The organism is Bacteroides sp. CAG:633 (assembly GCF_000435115.1).
Taxonomy (GTDB): Bacteria; Bacteroidota; Bacteroidia; order Bacteroidales; family Bacteroidaceae; genus Bacteroides; species Bacteroides ndongoniae.
In genome coordinates, this window is the sequence record NZ_FR883047.1 from 34,308 (window position 1) to 52,270 (window position 17,963).

Here is a 17,963-nt window from a genome sequence, read left to right on the forward strand (position 1 = left end):
TAAACAATCATTTTCTTTCTAAAGCATAATACCTGTTACATTCATTAGGGTACTTCTACTTTATTCAAGATCTTGCTTACAATCTCATCCGATGTTAAATTACTTGCCTCTGCTTCATAAGTCAATCCTATACGGTGACGCAATACATCATGTGCTACAGCACGTACATCCTCAGGAATCACATATCCACGGCGCTTAATAAAGGCATAACTTCTTGCAGCCAATGCCAAATTAATAGAAGCACGCGGAGAGCCACCAAAACCAATCATTTCTTTCAATTCCTTCAAATCATATTTCTCAGGATAACGTGTAGCAAAGACAATGTCTACAATATATTTTTCGATTTTCTCATCTAGATATACCTGACGCACTACTTTACGTGCCTCGATTATTTCTTCCGCCTTCAGAATAGGTTTAACAGAAACTTTATCCCCACTAATATTCTGACGAATTATTAATTTTTCTTCCTCCAGTTTTGGATAATCAATAATCACTTTCAGCATAAAACGGTCTACCTGAGCTTCAGGCAATGGATAAGTACCTTCCTGTTCTATAGGATTCTGTGTTGCAAGCACCAAAAAGGGCTCTGGCAGTCTAAATGTATCCTTACCTATAGTAACTTGACGTTCCTGCATTGCTTCCAACAAGGCACTTTGCACTTTGGCTGGTGCACGGTTAATTTCATCAGCCAATACAAAATTAGCAAATACCGGACCTTTTTTAACTTGGAAAGCTTCATCTTTCTGGCTATATACCATGGTACCGATTACATCCGCCGGCAATAAGTCTGGCGTAAACTGAATACGGCTATATTGGGCATCAATCAAAGAAGCCAATGTCTTTATGGCCAAAGTTTTTGCAAGTCCAGGGACACCTTCCAACAATACATGTCCATCAGACAACAAACCTATTAACAATGACTCTATCAAATGTTTCTGACCAACAATCACTTGGTCCATACCCGTAGTAAGATTAGTAATGAAAGCACTTTGTCTTTCAATTCGCTCGTTCAACTCGCGAATATCAACTGTTCCAGTCATAAATTAAGCTATTTTTATATTTTCACATTCATTCATTATAATCCGGAATCAAACCGGTATTTTTCTTTCCGCTTTCAAAAGTACGGGAATAAATCAACCATACCAATTAATTTTTATTAAAAAAGCATTGTGCAGTCTTCAGATTAAACTACTTTCATAGAGTTTAGTATTTAACACAAAAAAACAGCACTTTTTTACTATTTCCTGATCAAATCTGGTATTTTTATTGTTACTCCCGAAGGCACGTTGTCCGGATTCTTAATAAGTTCCCGATTATATTTCACTATATAAGGCCATAAAGCTTTTGTTCCGTAGAATCGCAGGGATATTTTTGTTAGTGTTTCCCCCTCTTTCATCGTATAAGTGGCTTTTGTACCAACAATCTCATAATCTGTAGAATCTGGAATAAACAAGTCTTTAGAGGCTTTAACAGCCTTCTTTACATCTTTTTGAGGTGTAGATGAAGCCTTCGGCGCAACCTTCTTTTTTAGTGTTTCCGAATTAACTGTGTCCTGAGTTGTTGCTTTGATTGTATCAGCAATAGCTTTTCTGCAATCTTCATTATTTTCTAAGACAACCGAAGTCGTAGAATCTAACTGAGACTTATTTTTATCCGTATCCTCTACCCGAATTATATCTCTATCCGATATTCTTACCTCATTTTCTTTATGTTGCATCAGGTCTGGCCAGTACATCGCCCCCACAACAGCTATACATATTAATACAACAATAATAGCCGTGCTCACCAAATACTTCATCAACGCCGTACCTCCTCCTTCTTGATGTTCAGAAGAGGTCTCGTTTTTCAGATTTTCAATATTTTCCTCTATGTCCTCTTCCTCCACAGGCATCTTCTCTTCTTCAGGCAATTCTGTTTGTTCTATACTTATTGAATGATTTTCTTCCTCCGATTCCACCAACGTTCTTTCTGGTTCAGAAATATTATTAGTTGAAACCACAGTTGCAGTCTCCTCCTCCTGACATTGCATAACAGAATCCTCTGTTACCGTTTTACTCTCATTGTCATCATCATCTGTACTACTGTCTATCGCAGGCATATCATCAAACACCACATTGTCATTCAATAAAACCGATTCAAAATGAGCAAAAGGTTTATTGATAGCCTCCTTTAGCAAGGTTTCAGGAGTAAATGATATTTTGGCATGCCCCAGAATCTCAAAACGTTCACCCGTATTAATATTGATGCTTTCCCGACTTTCTACATTTATCAATTTAAAGGTTCCCAATCCCCTTATTTTCACATATTTATCTTTCTCCAAAGATTCTTCAATCAAAGCAAAAAACTCCCTCACAAAACTTTCTGCATCCGCTCTGTTCATACTATGTTTTTCAGCCAGCAGATCAATCAAATCCTGTATATTCAGTTTATCCGACATATTTTATGATAAAAGGGAATTATTATTTGAATTTATCCTTTAAAGAAGAACTTGGTTTGTAAGTCAATATCAGCTTGGGAGGTATCAACATACGTTGTTTAGTTACAGGATTCACAGAAATACGTTCTATTTTCTTTTTTACTTCAAATGTACCGAAGCCTTGTATAGAAATAACATTTCCCTCCTGCCACTGTTGTGACATTGACGATAACAGCGAAGATACCAATTCCGAAGTATCTTTTAATGTATATCCCAGTCTAGAAGACAATTCTGTTACAAACTCTTTATTATTCAAAGCTTCTACTTTTAAATATCACATAATAATATCCACACCCACTTATACCCTAAACAATTTCTCCAAAAAGGTCAAAATCATCTGAGCTTAAAATACGAACATTATAAAAACATCCGATTTCTAATTCTCTATCTTGCTTTTCAATCAAAACCTCCGGATCCACTTCAGGTGAATCAAATTCCGTTCTTCCTATATAATAATCACCTTCAATGCGATCGATTATAACCTTCATTATTTGCCCGACTTTGGCTGCACTCAACTCTGCAGATATTCCCTGCTGAATAGCCATCAGTTCGTCCAAACGTTTTTCCTTCACTTCCTGTGGAATGGAATCCTCATAATTCGCAGCCGAATATGTCCCTTCTTCTTCCGAATAGGCAAAAGCCCCCATTCTGTCAAAACGAGCCTTACGGACAAAATCCTTCAGTTCTTCAAAATCCGCTTCCGTTTCTCCTGGGTGCCCGACCATAAGTGTCGTACGCAAGTGAATGCCAGGCACTTCTTTTCTAAATTCTTCTATTAACTTATAAGTATCTTCTTTTGTAACATGACGCCGCATCTTTTCCAACATATTATCGCTAATATGCTGCAAAGCAATATCCATATATTTACAGACATTATCATGTTCACGCATAACCCTAAACAGTTCCTTAGGAAAATGAGCCGGATATGCATAATGCAGACGGATCCATTCGACACCGTCAATCTCTGCAATACGCTCAATCAATTCAGGAAGCATTTGCTTTTTGTACAAATCAACCCCATAATACGTCAATTCCTGAGCAATTATCTGTAATTCCTTTACTCCTTTTGCTACAAGATATTTAACTTCGTCCAATATTTCTTCCATCGGACGTGATACATGACGTCCTGTTATTATAGGTATTGCACAATAGGAGCATTTACGATCACATCCTTCGGAGATTTTCAGATATGCATAATGTTTCGGGGTTGTAAGGGTTCGCTCATTCCGCAACTCTTCATGGTACACCTTTCCTAAATCAGCAAGCAGATTTTTCCAGTCAAATTTACCATAGAACTTATCTACTTGTGGAATTTCCACAGAAAGTTCTTTCAGATAACGTTCCGAAAGACATCCCATAACATACAACCGTTCAAGGTCTCCCTGCTCTTTGGCTTGGGCAAATTCAAGAATCATATTGATAGACTCTTCTTTTGCATCGCCAATAAAGCCGCACGTATTAATAACTGCAATCTGCCCCTTCGGATGTTCGGCATCATGAGTAACCTTATAACCAACAGCTTCTAACTGACGCATTAAATGTTCCGAATCCACCAGGTTTTTAGAACATCCTAACGTTATAATATCTATTGTTTTCCGTCTCATGCATTTCCTCCAAACAAAGAATCTACAAATTCCTTTTTACGGAAAACCTGCAAATCTTCCATTCCCTCTCCTAATCCAATATATTTTACGGGGATTTTAAACTGATCTGAGATACCAATAACAACACCACCCTTAGCTGTACCATCCAACTTTGTAACAGCCATAGCAGTTACCTCAGTAGCCAATGTAAATTGCTTGGCCTGTTCAAAAGCATTTTGTCCTGTAGATCCGTCCAAAACCAATAAAACTTCATTCGGAGCATCAGCAACAACTTTTTTCATAACATTCTTTATCTTGGTCAATTCATTCATCAGACCAACTTTGTTATGAAGACGTCCGGCCGTATCAATAATCACCACATCTGCATGATTGGCTACAGCAGAACTTAGTGTATCAAAAGCAACTGAAGCCGGATCGGCACCCATTTTTTGTTTGACGACAGGCACTCCCACACGTTCTCCCCAAATCACCAGTTGTTCTACAGCAGCAGCTCTAAATGTATCAGCAGCCCCGAGATATACAGTTTTACCAGCTTTTTTAAACTGATAAGCCAATTTTCCAATTGTCGTAGTCTTACCCACTCCGTTTACTCCTACTACCATAATAACATATGGCTTATTCGAAATAGGAGCTTCGAAGTCATCCACATCATCCGAATTATTTTCTGTCAGCAAAGCTGCAATTTCATCGCGCAAAATATGGTTCAATTCTGTCGCATTCATATATTTATCGGTTGCAGCACGTTTCTCAATACGTTCTATAATCTTCAACGTAGTTTCCACTCCCACATCCGATGTTATCAGAACTTCTTCCAGATTATCTAAAACTTCATCATCAACCTTCGATTTTCCAGCCACAGCGCGGGCTATTTTTCCAAACACACTTTCTTTGGTTTTAGACAAACCCTTATCCAAGGTTTCTTTCTTTTCCTTTGAGAAAAAACTAAAAAATCCCATAATTTAAATATTTGTACGACAACATTATGCTACAAAGATATAATAAAACTGACAAATAATAAACACTTCCACCCTTTTTTAAAAAAAGAAATCCTCTCATCGAAAAATCAATGAGAGGATTTTTTATTCTTTATCAGCGCTCCAACAAAACCAAGCACTCTTATAGTTATTTCTTAAAGAAATCCTGTACTTTCTCGTTAGGGACCATTTGTTCATCAAAGATGTAAGCACCCGTCTTCGGAGACTTCACCATCTTAATAACTTTCGTATAAGCACGACCTTCTTTAGAACCTTCGTGCAAACTTGCTACTGTTTTCTTTGCCATGGATTATACTATTTTATTTAATTTCCTTATGAACTGTTACTCTTTTCAGAATGGGGTTATATTTTTTCAACTCCAATCTTTCAGTAGTATTCTTTCTATTTTTTGTTGTAATATAGCGAGAAGTACCCGGCATACCGCTATCCTTCTGCTCTGTGCATTCCAAAATCACTTGCACTCTGTTACCTTTTGTTTTCTTTGCCATAATCAGTATCTCCTCTTACTTTTTAGCCAATAACCTTGATGCTTTTCCAATCGCAATATCCCTTAGCAACAGCTTCGGTCAAAGCAGCATCCAATCCTTTTTTATTAATAATACGCAGCCCGTTAGCACAAATACTAAGGCTGATCCAACAATCTTGTTCTACATAATAGAACTTTTTGTTAAACAAGTTCACGTCAAAAGTTCTTTTAGTTCTTCTTTTTGAGTGTGAAACATTGTTGCCAATCATGGCTTTCTTTCCGGTAATTTGACAAATCTTCGACATTTCTATCTCTATTTTTATAGTTTTTATCTTGCTTATTTCAAACAGAGCGCAAAGTAAGCACTTTTATCGTTACAAAACAAGTATTTCTTAAAATAATTCACTGTATAATAGTATTTTTCTTTATTCCAAACCGTTTCTAAGCATGATAAGGGCATTTTTAATGGCTTTTTCCACATTTCCTGCTCTTCCATCGTCGCCTTCCTGTTTCATGGTAACAATTTCATTTTTATATGCAACTGCTATCCACACCGTACCAACAGGCTTTTCTAAGGTTCCGCCTCCCGGACCGGCAATCCCCGAAGTAGCAATTGCACAGTCAGTTTTCAGCCTATTCATCGCACCTTTTGCCATTTCAATCACTGTTTCACGACTTACTGCACCATACGCAGACAATGTCTCAGGAGATACTCCAAGCAGATTCTTTTTTACCTCATTGTCATACGCCACAATACCTCCTTTAAAATATCCAGAACTGCCTGGTACTGATGTGATCAGTGCCGCAACTCCTCCTCCCGTACAACTTTCTGCGGTGGAAAGGGAGAGATTATTCGCAATCAACAGCTTTCCTATTTCCTCCTCCAGTTTCATATCTTACTAATTATACAGTTCTTTTTCTTGTCATTTCAATGTTACACGCGAATATGCAGGCGCTTCCATCGGACAGAAATCCTTATCCTGGTATTTAAAATAGCCTGTAATGGCAATCATCGCTGCATTATCTGTCGTATAACTGAATTTTGGAATAAATATCTTCCATCCATATTTTGAAGCATGTTCACGAAAAGCATTCCGCAAGCCATTATTAGCCGACACTCCACCGGCAACAGCAACTTCCTTTATATTATATTGTTTAGCAGCCTTACGCAACTTATCCATCAATATATCTACAATAGTAGCCTCCAATGAAGCGGCCAGGTCTGTCTTATGATGTTCTATAAAATCCGGATCATCCTTAATCCAGTCGCGCAAAGAATAAAGGAAAGATGTTTTCAGTCCGCTGAAACTGTAATCCAACCCTGGTATATGAGGTTTGCTGAAACTAAATGCTTTCGGATTTCCTTGGCGTGCCAGTTTATCAATAATAGGACCGCCCGGATAACCCAGACCCATCACTTTCGAACATTTATCAATAGCTTCACCGGCAGCATCGTCAATAGTCTGCCCCAATATTTCCATGTCATTATAGGCTTTTACTAAAATAATCTGCGAGTTTCCTCCAGATACCAACAGGCACAAGAAGGGATAATCAGGTTGCTCCGATTCTTCACCTTCGACTTTAATAAAATGAGCCAAAACATGTCCTGTCAGATGATTAACATCTATCATTGGAATTCCTAACGAAGCGGCAAATCCTTTTGCAAAAGATACCCCCACCAATAAAGAGCCCATCAAGCCCGGCCCTCTCGTAAAGGCGATAGCACTTAATTCTTCTTTTGTCACTCCAGCCCGCTTTAATGCCTCATGCACCACTGGAACAATATTTTGCTGATGTGCGCGCGAAGCCAATTCCGGAACTACTCCTCCATAAGCTTCATGGACAGCCTGACTGGCTATTACATTCGAAAGCAAATAACCATCTTTGATAACCGCAGCCGATGTATCGTCACACGAAGATTCTATTCCTAAAATTACTGTACTCATAGTGTTTATTTACGTTTAAACCTTGCAAAAGTAATGATAAAAGTAGGAAGGATAACGTTTTATTTTATATTTTTGTTGGCCGAACAGAAAAATTAACCGCTCATCAAGAAAGTTAAAAGGATAGTACGTTGGGTTCTTGGTATCATATTAACTTTGTATATCGGGACTATTCTCTTGCTGAATCTGCCTTCTATTCAGCAGGAGTTGTCGTCTATTGTTGCAAAAGAGCTTTCGTCCCAATTGGGTAGTAAAATGACTATCAAGAAGATAGACATCGGACTACTTAATCGTATCATTATCGAAGATCTTCTTTTAAATGACCAATCTGGAAAGGAAATGTTAAAAGTGGCACGTCTTTCCGCCAAATTCGACATAATTCCTTTGCTGAAAGGGAAAATATCCATCAGCAACGTACAACTCTTTGGATTCAACATTTCCTTGGAAAAAGAGACCCCCGAGGCCAAACCTAATTTTCAGTTTGTATTAGATGCTTTTGCCCCCAAGGACAGTATCAAAAAAGAATCCAATTTGAACCTTCGTATCAACTCAGTGCTGATACGGCGAGGGAAATTATCTTATAATGTACTTTCCGCACAGGATACACCGGGAAAATTTAATCCACAACGTATCCAATTGCAAAATATCATAGCCAATATTTCATTAAAAGCCATACAGAACGATTCTATCAATGCCGCAATCAAACGCATGAGTGTAGAAGAAGCCAACTCTGGCTTCGAATTGAAAAAGTTAAGTCTGAAGTTGATTGCCAATGACCATAAAATGAGCATTGAAGATTTTCATGTCGATTTGCCTAACACAGCCTTGGCTATGGACACCATACAAATGCAATACGATAGTCTCAGTGCATTTAAAAACTTTGCGGATGAAGTTGATTTCTCTTTTCGTATTCTGCCTTCTAGCATAACATTGCAAGATATCGCCCCCTTTGTTCCAGCGTTTAAAGAGTTTAAAGAAAAACTTCAGTTAGAATTAGATATCAACGGGAGTATCAATCAATTAGAGTGTCCATATATATCTATTTCATCGGGCAATCATTTTTACCTTAAAGGAGACTTGTCATTACAAAACCTGTCTCAGCCACACAATGCATTAGTTTTCGGTCATCTTACCAACCTATATGCCGATTCAGAGGGACTCAACTTTTTCACCAGAAATTTTAATAAGAAAGAGCTCAATCTCAGTCCTATATTCAAAAACATGGGGTTTGTTGCATTTCAAGGCGAAATATCCGGCTACTTTACAGACCTAGTAACCTACGGACAAGTACGGACCAATTTAGGTACCATCCATAGCGACTTAAAACTTACACTCAATAAAGAACAAAACAACATTTCCTATTCCGGTTCTGTAAAAACAAAAAATTTCGAACTTGGCAAAATGATAGGGAATAATAAAATGGGAAAAATTACTCTCGACTTAAAAGTTAATGGAAACCATCGTAACCAGCTCTATCCGTCTGTCAATATGCAAGGGCTGATCGCATCTGCCGACTACAGCGGATATACCTACGAAAATATAACATTAGACGGAGAATATAAACAAGGGGGATTTAATGGTAAAATTGCGTTGGACGACCCTAACATATTTCTCCAACTAAACGGAAATGTCAATATTGCCAGCAAAAATCCAACATTCAACTTCAGTGCAGATATCAGTAACTTCCGTCCCAATAACCTTCATTTAACCTCGAAATATAAGGACACCGAAGTTGCCGTAAAGGTAAAAGCTGATTTTACGGGAGGATCTATCGATGAAATGAAGGGAGAAATCAATGTAGACAGCTTGACTTTTGTCAGTCCTGACAAAAACTATTTCATGCAAAACCTGAAACTGACAGCTACTCAGAAAGACGAACATAACAAAAGTCTAAACATAACATCCAGTTTCCTCAAAGGCAACATTGAAGGCGATTACTCATATCGCACACTACCGGCCAGTGTGCTCAACATCATGCGCAAGTATGTACCGGCTCTTATTCTGCCTGACAGAAAAACGATTGAAACCGAAAACAATTTCTATTTCGATCTGCATCTGTTCGATACCGAGCTATTATCTACTGTATTTCAAATCCCCCTGAAACTATATACGCACTCTACATTAAAAGGGTATTTTAACGACAAAGCACAACGCATACGTATAGAAGGCTATTTTCCACGTTTTCGCTATGAAGACAAGTTCTTCGAATCGGGTATGATATTGTGTGAAAACCCAGGCGATCAGTTCCACACCAGAATCAGGTTTACCAATCGTAAGTCTGCCGGCTCGGTCAATCTGTCTGTTGACGCCAAAGCCAAAAACGATAGTATACAAACTATTTTAAATTGGGGAAACAGCAGCAAAGTGACTTACAGCGGACAACTTTCTGCCATAGCCCAATTCATCCGACAGCAAAAAAGCGAAACTCCTGCAAGCACTAAACAGCGCCGTTCCAGGTCAAGAACCCCCCAAGCTGCATCGCCTCTTACTACTATTATAAATGTACAGCCCACTGATATCATTCTCAACGATACACTTTGGAAAATACATCCGTCACAGATTGTAGTTGATTCAGGGAAAGTGCACATCAACGAATTTCGTTTCACCCATAAAGAACGCTATCTGCGCATCAATGGCATACTGTCCGATTCGCCTCAGGATACCGTCCGCCTCGACCTGAAGAAAATCAATATTGGCTATGTCTTCGACATTGCCGCACTGAACGTCAACTTCAAAGGAGAAGCCACTGGCCAGGCTTACGCCAATGGCGTACTGAAACAGCCGGTTATGAGTACCAACCTTCATATCCGAAATTTCGGATTAAACGACGGTCTGCTTGGAGATGCTGATATTCAGGGCAAATGGCACCACGACATAAAGGGTATTTATCTGGATGCACATATCCGCGAACAAGAAATAGCACAAAGCCATGTATACGGATTCATATATCCGCTAAAGCCTACCAGTGCCCTTGACCTCCAAATAGAAGCTCATAACACAAACCTGAAGTTCGTCCATCATTATATGAATAGCATTACGCCCGAATTCAACGGACGTGTCAGCGGAAACGTGCATTTCTATGGGAAATTCAAGGCTCTCACGATGGACGGCCGTGTGACTGGCGACGCATCCATGAAGGTAGAAGTTCTTAATACTACATTCTCGCTGAAAGACAGTATTCTGATCACTCCCGACGGATTGACTTTCAACAACAACCGGATTTACGATACTCAGGGACATGAAGGTCGCATGAGTGGAGAGTTGCGCTACGAACATTTCAAGAATCTGAGATATAGGTTCAATTTTTCTGTCAACAACATGCTGGTCATGAATACGCGTGAATCGCATGACTTTCCTTTCTATGGTACTATTTATGGAACCGGCAACGCTACCATATCGGGCAATCAGCTGGACGGAGTCAATATTGACGTAGCCATGACTACCAACCGGAATTCCAGCTTTACCTACATAAAGGACTATGTTTCGTCTGCCGCCAGCAGCCAGTTCATCAAGTTTGTGGACAAGACTCCACGGCGTGCTGTTTTGCAGGATACCCTGCTTCTTTCGGCTTACGAACTGGCTCAAAAAGAGATGGAGCAGGAAGAGGAAGAAAACGAAACCGACATTCACTTGAACCTTCTGGTAGACGCGACTCCGGAAGCCACTATGAAAATTATTATGGACCCGGTTGCCGGAGATTACATCAGTGGCAGAGGAAGTGGAAACATACGGACCGAATTCTATAATAAAGGCGATGTCCGGATGTTTGGCAGTTACCGGATCAATCAGGGAATATATAAGTTCAGTCTTCAGGAAGTCATCCGAAAAGACTTTATCATTAAAGACGGAAGCACCATCACTTTCAACGGTTCACCGCTGAATGCGACGCTTGACATCAGCGCCAGCTATACTGTCAACTCAGCTTCATTGAACGACCTGATTTCAAACGCAAGTGCCTATGTCGATCAGACCAATGTCAAAGTAAACTGCCTCATGAACCTGACCGGCCAGCTTACTTCTCCCGACATCAAACTGGGACTGGAGTTGCCCAACGAACGCGACGAAGTCCAGGCATTGGTACGCAACTACATTCCTACCGACGAACAAATGAACATGCAGATTCTTTATCTTCTCAGCATCGGAAAGTTTTCTCCTGAAAATGTCGATGGAACCCAGAATTCCGATATGATGTCCAGTGTGCTCTCCTCAACCCTGTCGGGACAGCTGAACAATGCCCTGTCACACATCATCAACAGCAACAACTGGAACTTCGGCACCAACTTCAGTACCGGAGAAAAGGGCTGGACGGATGTTGAGTTCGAAACCATGCTTTCGGGACAATTGCTGAATAACCGGCTACTCATCAACGGTAATTTCGGTTATCGCGACAATCCTTTGGCCAATACAAACTTTGTCGGCGACTTTGATGCCGAATGGCTTGTCAACCGTTCAGGCGATATCCGTCTGAAAGCCTACAACGAGACAAACGACCGTTATTACACCAAAACCAACCTGACAACACAAGGTATCGGCATCATCTTCAAAAAGGACTTCAATAAATGGAACGAACTTTTCTTCTGGAACAAATGGCTGCAAAGAAGAAAACAGAAAAAGCAGGCGACAAACGATTCCATTGCCATACCGGCCATTGCACCAGCACAGTCCAAAGTCAAAAGAGAAGGAAGATAAATCCGTAGCTGGTAAGCATTTCACTTCCGGTTCATCACGTCCAGCAGTTTGCCGTATGCGTCGAACGATCTGCGTGAAGCCAGCGAAACGGTAATCATCAGTGAAAGCATCGAAGCAGTGAAGGTGATCACCATAATCATCATCTGATATTTAATGGCTACGTTCGGACTGCTTCCCCCCAGAATCTGTCCGCTCATTGTTCCCGGAAAGGCCACCAGTCCCATCACGGCAATGTTGGCAATCAGCGGACTGAACGACTTGATTATGGCCTGACGGATAAACGGAGCCTGTGCTTCGGCCCGGGTAGCGCCATTGCCCAGCAGATAGCGGTACAACTGCTCCTCCCGTTTCAGTCCGCTATAATAAGTATTCAAAGCTATTACATTGCTCGACAGCATGTTGCCCATCAATATTCCGAATATCGGAACAAAATAACGGGCACTGAACACATTGTCCGGACGCAGAACGATACAGATGAAGTACATGCCTACGCACACTACGCTACACAGAAACCCTACGGATATAGGCATCAACAGAACCTTTTTCTTCAGCCCGGTACGTGCCAAGGCTGTTTGCGATGCCACCAGAATCATGACAACAGCCCACAAGAAATTAATCCACGGATTATCCCATAAAAAAAGATATTTCAGATACATGCCAATAAGAAACAGCTGCACAATCATCCGCGCCGTACCTACAACAGTAGCACGCAGCAGCCCCGTCTTGAATTTCCAGATATAAAACAAAGGAATCAAAAGTAGCAAAAGCCCGATACACAGACTGGAATATGAAATATCAATCGTACCTACTTCCATCATTTCTTCCTCCTCACTATCTTTTTACTTCATTACTATCTGTTGCTGACATCCGGCCGTAAACACTTCATCGTGCGAAACTGCCAATATAGCACTTCCCTTCTCTGCCTGCCGATGCAGAAAACCGAGCACTCTGCCTGTTGCTTCCGCATCAAGAGCCGACGTTGGTTCATCCACCACCATCAGCGGCTTGTTCATCAGGGCGGCTACAGCTATCATCATCCGTTGCCGTTGTCCGCCCGATATCTCGTTCACCCGTTTTTCGTACAGTCTGCGTTCCAGTCCCAGTTCCTCAAAGCAGGCAAACAGACGTTCTTCCGAAAAAGGTGTCACCCGGTTTGCCTTCAAATCGAACGGCAGCCTCACCATCTCTCTGACCCATTCTGACGGCAGAGCCAGTTCTTGCGGAATCCATGCCGTATGCTTACGGATATGATCGACCGTATTTCTCTCCAGCAGCATGCCATTCACCGTTATACGCCCTTCCCGCAAGGGTACGAAACCCAGCACAGCATTCAGCAACGACGTTTTCCCACAACCCGAAGGTCCTGAAATACTTGCCATTTCTCCACAACCCAACTCCAAGTTGAAACCTGAAAAGAGCACTCTGTCACCATAAGCTATGCTGGCATTTTCGATCTGTAACATGTTCTAAACTCATCTTTCTTATTGCACAAAGATAATACTAATATTTTTTTATGCTATCTTTGTCCTGAACTAATTAATTCAACAAACAACAGATTATGATACAGAACGAACGTGACTGCCGCCACGAACACATACTCCACGTGGCCCGACAGATGATGACCGCCGCCCGCACCGCTCCCAAAGGGAAAGGCATCGACGTTATCGAAATAGCTTTGGTTACCGACGATGACATCCGGAAGCTTTCCGACAAGATGATTGCCATGGCCGAAGAGAACGGTATGAAGTTCTTCCTGCGCGATGCCGACAACATCCTGCAAGCCGAGTGTATAATAATAATAGGTACGCGCGCGTGCGCGCAAGGACTTAACTGTGGTCATTGCGGATTTCCGACCTGTGCTTCGCGCCCCGAAGGCGTACCCTGTGCCCTGAATACGGTAGACGTAGGCATTGCCGTCGGATCGGCCTGTGCCACAGCCGCCGATTTGCGGGTCGATACACGTGTCATGTTCTCTGCCGGTTTGGCCGCTCAGCAGCTGGGATGGCTGAAAGATTGTGCCACCGTGTTCGCCATTCCCGTCAGCGCATCGTCCAAGAACCCGTTCTTCGACCGCAAGCCGAAGGCATAACGCGTATCATACAGGATTCACACAGGTTCCCCCGTCGTGCATCCATTCATCATTATCCATCACTACATGTCAACTGAAAACAGTATGAAATCCGAAACCAATCACTCTAAAATACAGAAACCATATCTGCCTGCCGAATGGGCTCCGCAAAGCGGTGTACAACTGACTTGGCCACACGCTGCTACCGACTGGGCATACATGCTCGACGAAGTACAGGAATGTTTCGTCTGCATCGCCCGCGAAATAGCAGCCCGCGAACAGTTGCTGATTGTCACCCCCGAACCCGAAGCCGTCAGCAAACAGATAGCCGACCGTGTCAACATGAACAATGTTCGTCTGGTGCAGTGCCCTACCAACGATACGTGGGCACGCGACCACGGTGCCATCACCTTGCTCGACACAGACGGTCCTGCCCTGCTCGACTTCAAATTCAACGGTTGGGGTCTGAAGTTTGCATCGGACAAAGACAATCTTATTACCCGCCGTCTGACAGAAGCCGGAGCACTCTGCGGCAAGTACGTCAATCGTCTGGGCTTCGTCCTCGAAGGTGGTTCCATCGAAAGCGACGGTTGCGGCACACTGCTCACCACCTCCGAGTGTCTGCTTTCGCCCAACCGCAACGGACAGATGTCGCAAACGGAGATAGAGGAATACCTCCGCAACACCTTCCACGTGCAACAGGTTCTCTGGCTCGACCACGGCTACCTGGCCGGCGACGACACCGACAGCCACATTGATACCTTGGCTCGTCTCTGTCCGAACGATACCATTGCCTATGTACGTTGCACCGACTCTCAGGACGAGCACTACGAAGCCCTCCGCCTGATGGAAGAACAGCTGAAGACGTTCCGCACCCTGCAAGGAGAGCCTTACCGCCTGCTTCCTTTGCCCATGGCCGATGCCGTTGTTGACGACGGCGAACGCCTGCCTGCCACTTATGCCAACTTCCTCATCATGAACGATGCTGTGCTCTACCCTACCTACAACCAGCCGGCCAACGACCGCCGTGCCGCCGAAGTCTTGCAGGAAGCCTTCCCCGGCTACGAAATCGTAGGCATCGACTGCCAGGCACTCATCCGCCAGCACGGGTCGCTACACTGTGTGACGATGCAGTATCCGGAAGGGATTATTGCTTAAAATATTCGAGTTTCTGATTTATATAGATTTGCAGGAGTTAGAAAGATCTGATTAACCTCCAGATTGCATATTAATCCGAAAAACAAAAAAAATATATTTCTAAAAAATCCATTATGAGAAAAATAAAAGTAGGAATCATCCAACAAGCCAATACGGCCGACTTACGGACCAACCTGATGAACCTGGCACACAGCATCGAAGCCTGTGCCGCACACGGGGCACAGCTCGTTGTCCTCCAGGAACTGCATAACTCGTTGTACTTCTGCCAGACAGAGAACACCCAGCTATTCGACCTGGCCGAACCGATTCCCGGTCCTTCCACCGGATTCTACTCCGAGCTGGCTGCTGCCAACCACATTGTGCTTGTCACTTCACTCTTCGAAAAGCGCGCACCGGGACTGTACCACAACACAGCCGTGGTCTTCGACCGCGACGGAAGCATCGCCGGCAAGTACCGCAAAATGCACATCCCCGACGATCCGGCCTATTACGAGAAGTTCTATTTTACTCCCGGCGATCTGGGCTTCGAGCCGATACAGACATCACTGGGCAAATTAGGTGTATTGGTATGCTGGGACCAGTGGTATCCCGAAGCAGCCCGACTCATGGCACTGCGAGGAGCCGAAATTCTGATCTACCCCACTGCCATCGGTTGGGAAAGCACTGATACGGATGATGAAAAGGCACGCCAGCTTGGAGCCTGGATCATCTCGCAACGCGGACACGCCGTAGCCAACGGACTGCCGGTAGTATCCGTAAACCGTGTAGGCCACGAACCCGACCCGTCGGGACAGACCAACGGCATCCTGTTCTGGGGAAACAGTTTCGTAGCAGGACCGCAAGGCGAACTTCTGGCACAGGCCAGCAACGACCGACCGGAGAATCTGGTTGTAGAAGTGGACCTGGAACGCTCGGAAAACGTACGCCGCTGGTGGCCTTTCCTGCGCGATCGCCGCATCGATGCCTACGAAGGTATTGTGAAACGCTTTCTGGACTAACCGTCCGGAAAGCATTATCTAATTCTATGTAAAACCAACTTAACAATAGCCCTATTATGAGCAACATGAATATACCGGGTAATTACGCCGTGTGCATCGCAGGCGGCAGTTGTCCATTGGCCGAACAGTGCCTGCGCGCGCTGGCATACAAACAACTGGCCCAATCGCCCAAACAGTCTGTGTCCATCAGCATCGTCAATCCGAATAATGATGAAATCCGCTATGCCACCGAACAGTGCAAGCAGTTCCGTTCGTCTCAGCCTAAACGTTACGCCAAAGGAATGACGCATCTGTACGACCACATCACCCAACACCATATTAAGACGGTACGCCTACAGGTAGAACATTGCTTCTCCAGCCGCCGGGTCTATTACTACAGCCGCTCGGGCGACATGCTCATTTCGCCCCGAATACAAAAGGCCATTGCCGATATATTCCGGAAAAACGGCATTGAAGAGCCACCCCAATTCGACGATTATATAATGGAATACGATTGGCGTAATTAAGGAAAAACAGTGCAATGCTTACTGCACTATGAGTGCAATAACTACTGCACTGCGAGTGCACTGCCTACTGCACTGTGAGTGCAATAACTGTTGCACTGCAAATGCCTAAGTAGTTAAATTTGTGGGAAGGTTACCTTTTTGTTCATCAGGAAGTTGACCGCACCGTAAACAAACAGCCCCAGGAACTGGGCCAGGTATTCGTTGCACGACAGCCATTCTACCAATATGACAATGAACAGGAACTGTGCCAGATAGGCCATTCCGAAAGCAATAAGAAAGAGCAGCACCTGCCGCCAGGTGTTGCTCTTCTTGTCTGTGGGAAATATCCAGAACTTGCACCAGACGAAATTATGCGTCTGGGCAAGAACATAAGCTGTAATGTTGGAGGCCAGATAGTGAACGCCCAATACGCCCATCATAAATCCGACGGTAGCTGCCGTAATCAGGGCATTCAGCGTACCGATCAGGGCAAAACGGAAGATGCGTGTGGACTCTTTCACTATTCTTTCCGAACGTAAGTTTACTCTTTTACGTCTACTATCAGGTTCAGTTCGTCCAGCTGTTTCTGGTCGAGGTAACCCGGTGCATCAAGCATGACGTCGCGTCCGCTATTGTTCTTCGGGAAGGCAATGCAGTCGCGGATACTGTCGAGTCCGGCAAAGATACTTACCCAACGGTCCAGACCGTAAGCCAGACCTCCGTGAGGGGGTGCACCGAACTTGAAGGCATTCATCAGGAAGCCGAACTGCTCCTGAGCCTTTTCGGGCGTGAAGCCCAGAATCTCGAACATCTTGGCCTGCAGCTTCGCATCGTGAATACGGATAGAACCGCCACCCACTTCGATACCGTTGCACACCATATCGTAAGCATCGGCACGCACAGCAGCCGGATCGGTATCGAGCAAAGGAATATCCTCGTCCTTCGGATGAGTGAACGGATGGTGCATAGCCATCAGACGGCCTTCTTCCTCGCTCCACTCGAACATCGGGAAGTCTACCACCCACAACAGCGCAAACTTGTTCTTGTCGCGCAAGCCCAGCTGGTTACCCATTTCCAGACG

19 protein-coding genes are annotated in these 17,963 nt (G+C 43.4%); 5 read left to right on the forward strand and 14 right to left on the reverse strand.

Going from position 1 to position 17,963, the window contains the following annotated elements:
• Positions 1-44: 44 nt before the first annotated feature.
• The 10 genes from QVP67_RS06250 to tsaD all read right to left on the reverse strand — a co-directional run bounded on the left by QVP67_RS06250 (position 45) and on the right by tsaD (position 7,487).
• The gene (locus tag QVP67_RS06250) at positions 45-1,040 is read right to left on the reverse strand and encodes an AAA family ATPase (protein WP_022162712.1); all 996 of its coding nucleotides are present in this window, start codon (positions 1,038-1,040) and stop codon (positions 45-47) included.
• 197 nt (positions 1,041-1,237) lie between these two features.
• A complete protein-coding gene (locus QVP67_RS06255) occupies positions 1,238-2,437 on the reverse strand; it encodes an HU family DNA-binding protein (protein WP_022162713.1) in 1,200 nt (399 codons plus the stop codon).
• A gap of 22 nt (positions 2,438-2,459) precedes the next feature.
• Entirely contained in the window at positions 2,460-2,732 is a 273-nt protein-coding gene (locus tag QVP67_RS06260; RefSeq protein WP_022162714.1) for an HU family DNA-binding protein, read from the reverse strand.
• A gap of 49 nt (positions 2,733-2,781) precedes the next feature.
• Positions 2,782-4,080, reverse strand: a complete 1,299-nt coding sequence (gene rimO, locus QVP67_RS06265; protein ID WP_022162715.1) for a 30S ribosomal protein S12 methylthiotransferase RimO — start codon at positions 4,078-4,080, stop codon at positions 2,782-2,784.
• Complete coding sequence (gene ftsY / locus QVP67_RS06270; RefSeq protein ID WP_022162716.1) at positions 4,077-5,036, reverse strand: signal recognition particle-docking protein FtsY; 960 nt, start codon at positions 5,034-5,036, stop codon at positions 4,077-4,079. Before ftsY ends, rimO begins: the two co-directional genes overlap by 4 nt.
• 166 nt (positions 5,037-5,202) lie before the next feature.
• Entirely contained in the window at positions 5,203-5,361 is a 159-nt protein-coding gene (locus QVP67_RS06275; protein WP_005777897.1) for a DUF4295 domain-containing protein, read from the reverse strand.
• 13 nt (positions 5,362-5,374) lie between these two features.
• A complete protein-coding gene (gene rpmG, locus QVP67_RS06280; RefSeq protein WP_022162717.1) occupies positions 5,375-5,563 on the reverse strand; it encodes a 50S ribosomal protein L33 in 189 nt (62 codons plus the stop codon).
• A gap of 22 nt (positions 5,564-5,585) precedes the next feature.
• Positions 5,586-5,846, reverse strand: coding sequence for a 50S ribosomal protein L28 (gene rpmB, locus QVP67_RS06285; RefSeq protein ID WP_022162718.1), 261 nt, complete (start codon positions 5,844-5,846; stop codon positions 5,586-5,588).
• A gap of 120 nt (positions 5,847-5,966) precedes the next feature.
• The gene (locus QVP67_RS06290) at positions 5,967-6,434 is read right to left on the reverse strand and encodes a CinA family protein (protein ID WP_022162719.1); all 468 of its coding nucleotides are present in this window, start codon (positions 6,432-6,434) and stop codon (positions 5,967-5,969) included.
• A gap of 30 nt (positions 6,435-6,464) precedes the next feature.
• On the reverse strand, positions 6,465-7,487 hold the full coding sequence (gene tsaD, locus QVP67_RS06295) for a tRNA (adenosine(37)-N6)-threonylcarbamoyltransferase complex transferase subunit TsaD (RefSeq protein ID WP_022162720.1): 1,023 nt from the start codon (positions 7,485-7,487) through the stop codon (positions 6,465-6,467).
• Positions 7,488-7,691: 204 nt separating this feature from the next.
• Here tsaD and QVP67_RS06300 point away from each other — a divergent pair, with 204 nt between their 5' ends.
• Positions 7,692-12,173, forward strand: coding sequence for a translocation/assembly module TamB domain-containing protein (locus QVP67_RS06300; RefSeq protein WP_288179968.1), 4,482 nt, complete (start codon positions 7,692-7,694; stop codon positions 12,171-12,173).
• A gap of 20 nt (positions 12,174-12,193) precedes the next feature.
• Here the strand turns inward: QVP67_RS06300 and QVP67_RS06305 are convergent, their stop codons facing one another.
• Positions 12,194-12,988, reverse strand: coding sequence for an ABC transporter permease (locus QVP67_RS06305; RefSeq protein WP_022162722.1), 795 nt, complete (start codon positions 12,986-12,988; stop codon positions 12,194-12,196).
• A gap of 24 nt (positions 12,989-13,012) precedes the next feature.
• Entirely contained in the window at positions 13,013-13,636 is a 624-nt protein-coding gene (locus QVP67_RS06310; protein WP_022162723.1) for an ABC transporter ATP-binding protein, read from the reverse strand.
• Between the two features lie 95 nt (positions 13,637-13,731).
• Between QVP67_RS06310 and QVP67_RS06315 the strand changes: the two genes are divergently transcribed.
• The 4 genes from QVP67_RS06315 (at position 13,732) to QVP67_RS06330 (ending at position 16,903) form a co-directional block, all read left to right on the forward strand.
• A complete protein-coding gene (locus QVP67_RS06315) occupies positions 13,732-14,262 on the forward strand; it encodes a ferredoxin domain-containing protein (protein WP_022162724.1) in 531 nt (176 codons plus the stop codon).
• 84 nt (positions 14,263-14,346) lie between these two features.
• Positions 14,347-15,399, forward strand: a complete 1,053-nt coding sequence (locus QVP67_RS06320) for an agmatine deiminase family protein (RefSeq protein ID WP_022162725.1) — start codon at positions 14,347-14,349, stop codon at positions 15,397-15,399.
• Positions 15,400-15,512: 113 nt separating this feature from the next.
• Positions 15,513-16,397 carry a carbon-nitrogen hydrolase gene (locus QVP67_RS06325; protein WP_022162726.1) on the forward strand — a complete coding sequence of 295 codons (885 nt, stop codon included), beginning with the start codon at positions 15,513-15,515 and terminating at the stop codon, positions 16,395-16,397.
• 56 nt (positions 16,398-16,453) lie between these two features.
• Complete coding sequence (locus tag QVP67_RS06330) at positions 16,454-16,903, forward strand: DUF6078 family protein (protein ID WP_022162727.1); 450 nt, start codon at positions 16,454-16,456, stop codon at positions 16,901-16,903.
• A gap of 113 nt (positions 16,904-17,016) precedes the next feature.
• On the opposite strand, the gene QVP67_RS06335 is transcribed toward QVP67_RS06330, so the two are convergent.
• The gene (locus QVP67_RS06335; protein ID WP_022162728.1) at positions 17,017-17,403 is read right to left on the reverse strand and encodes a GtrA family protein; all 387 of its coding nucleotides are present in this window, start codon (positions 17,401-17,403) and stop codon (positions 17,017-17,019) included.
• Between the two features lie 20 nt (positions 17,404-17,423).
• A partial coding sequence (locus QVP67_RS06340; RefSeq protein WP_288179965.1) for an amino acid--tRNA ligase-related protein occupies positions 17,424-17,963 on the reverse strand: 540 nt, incomplete at its 5' end.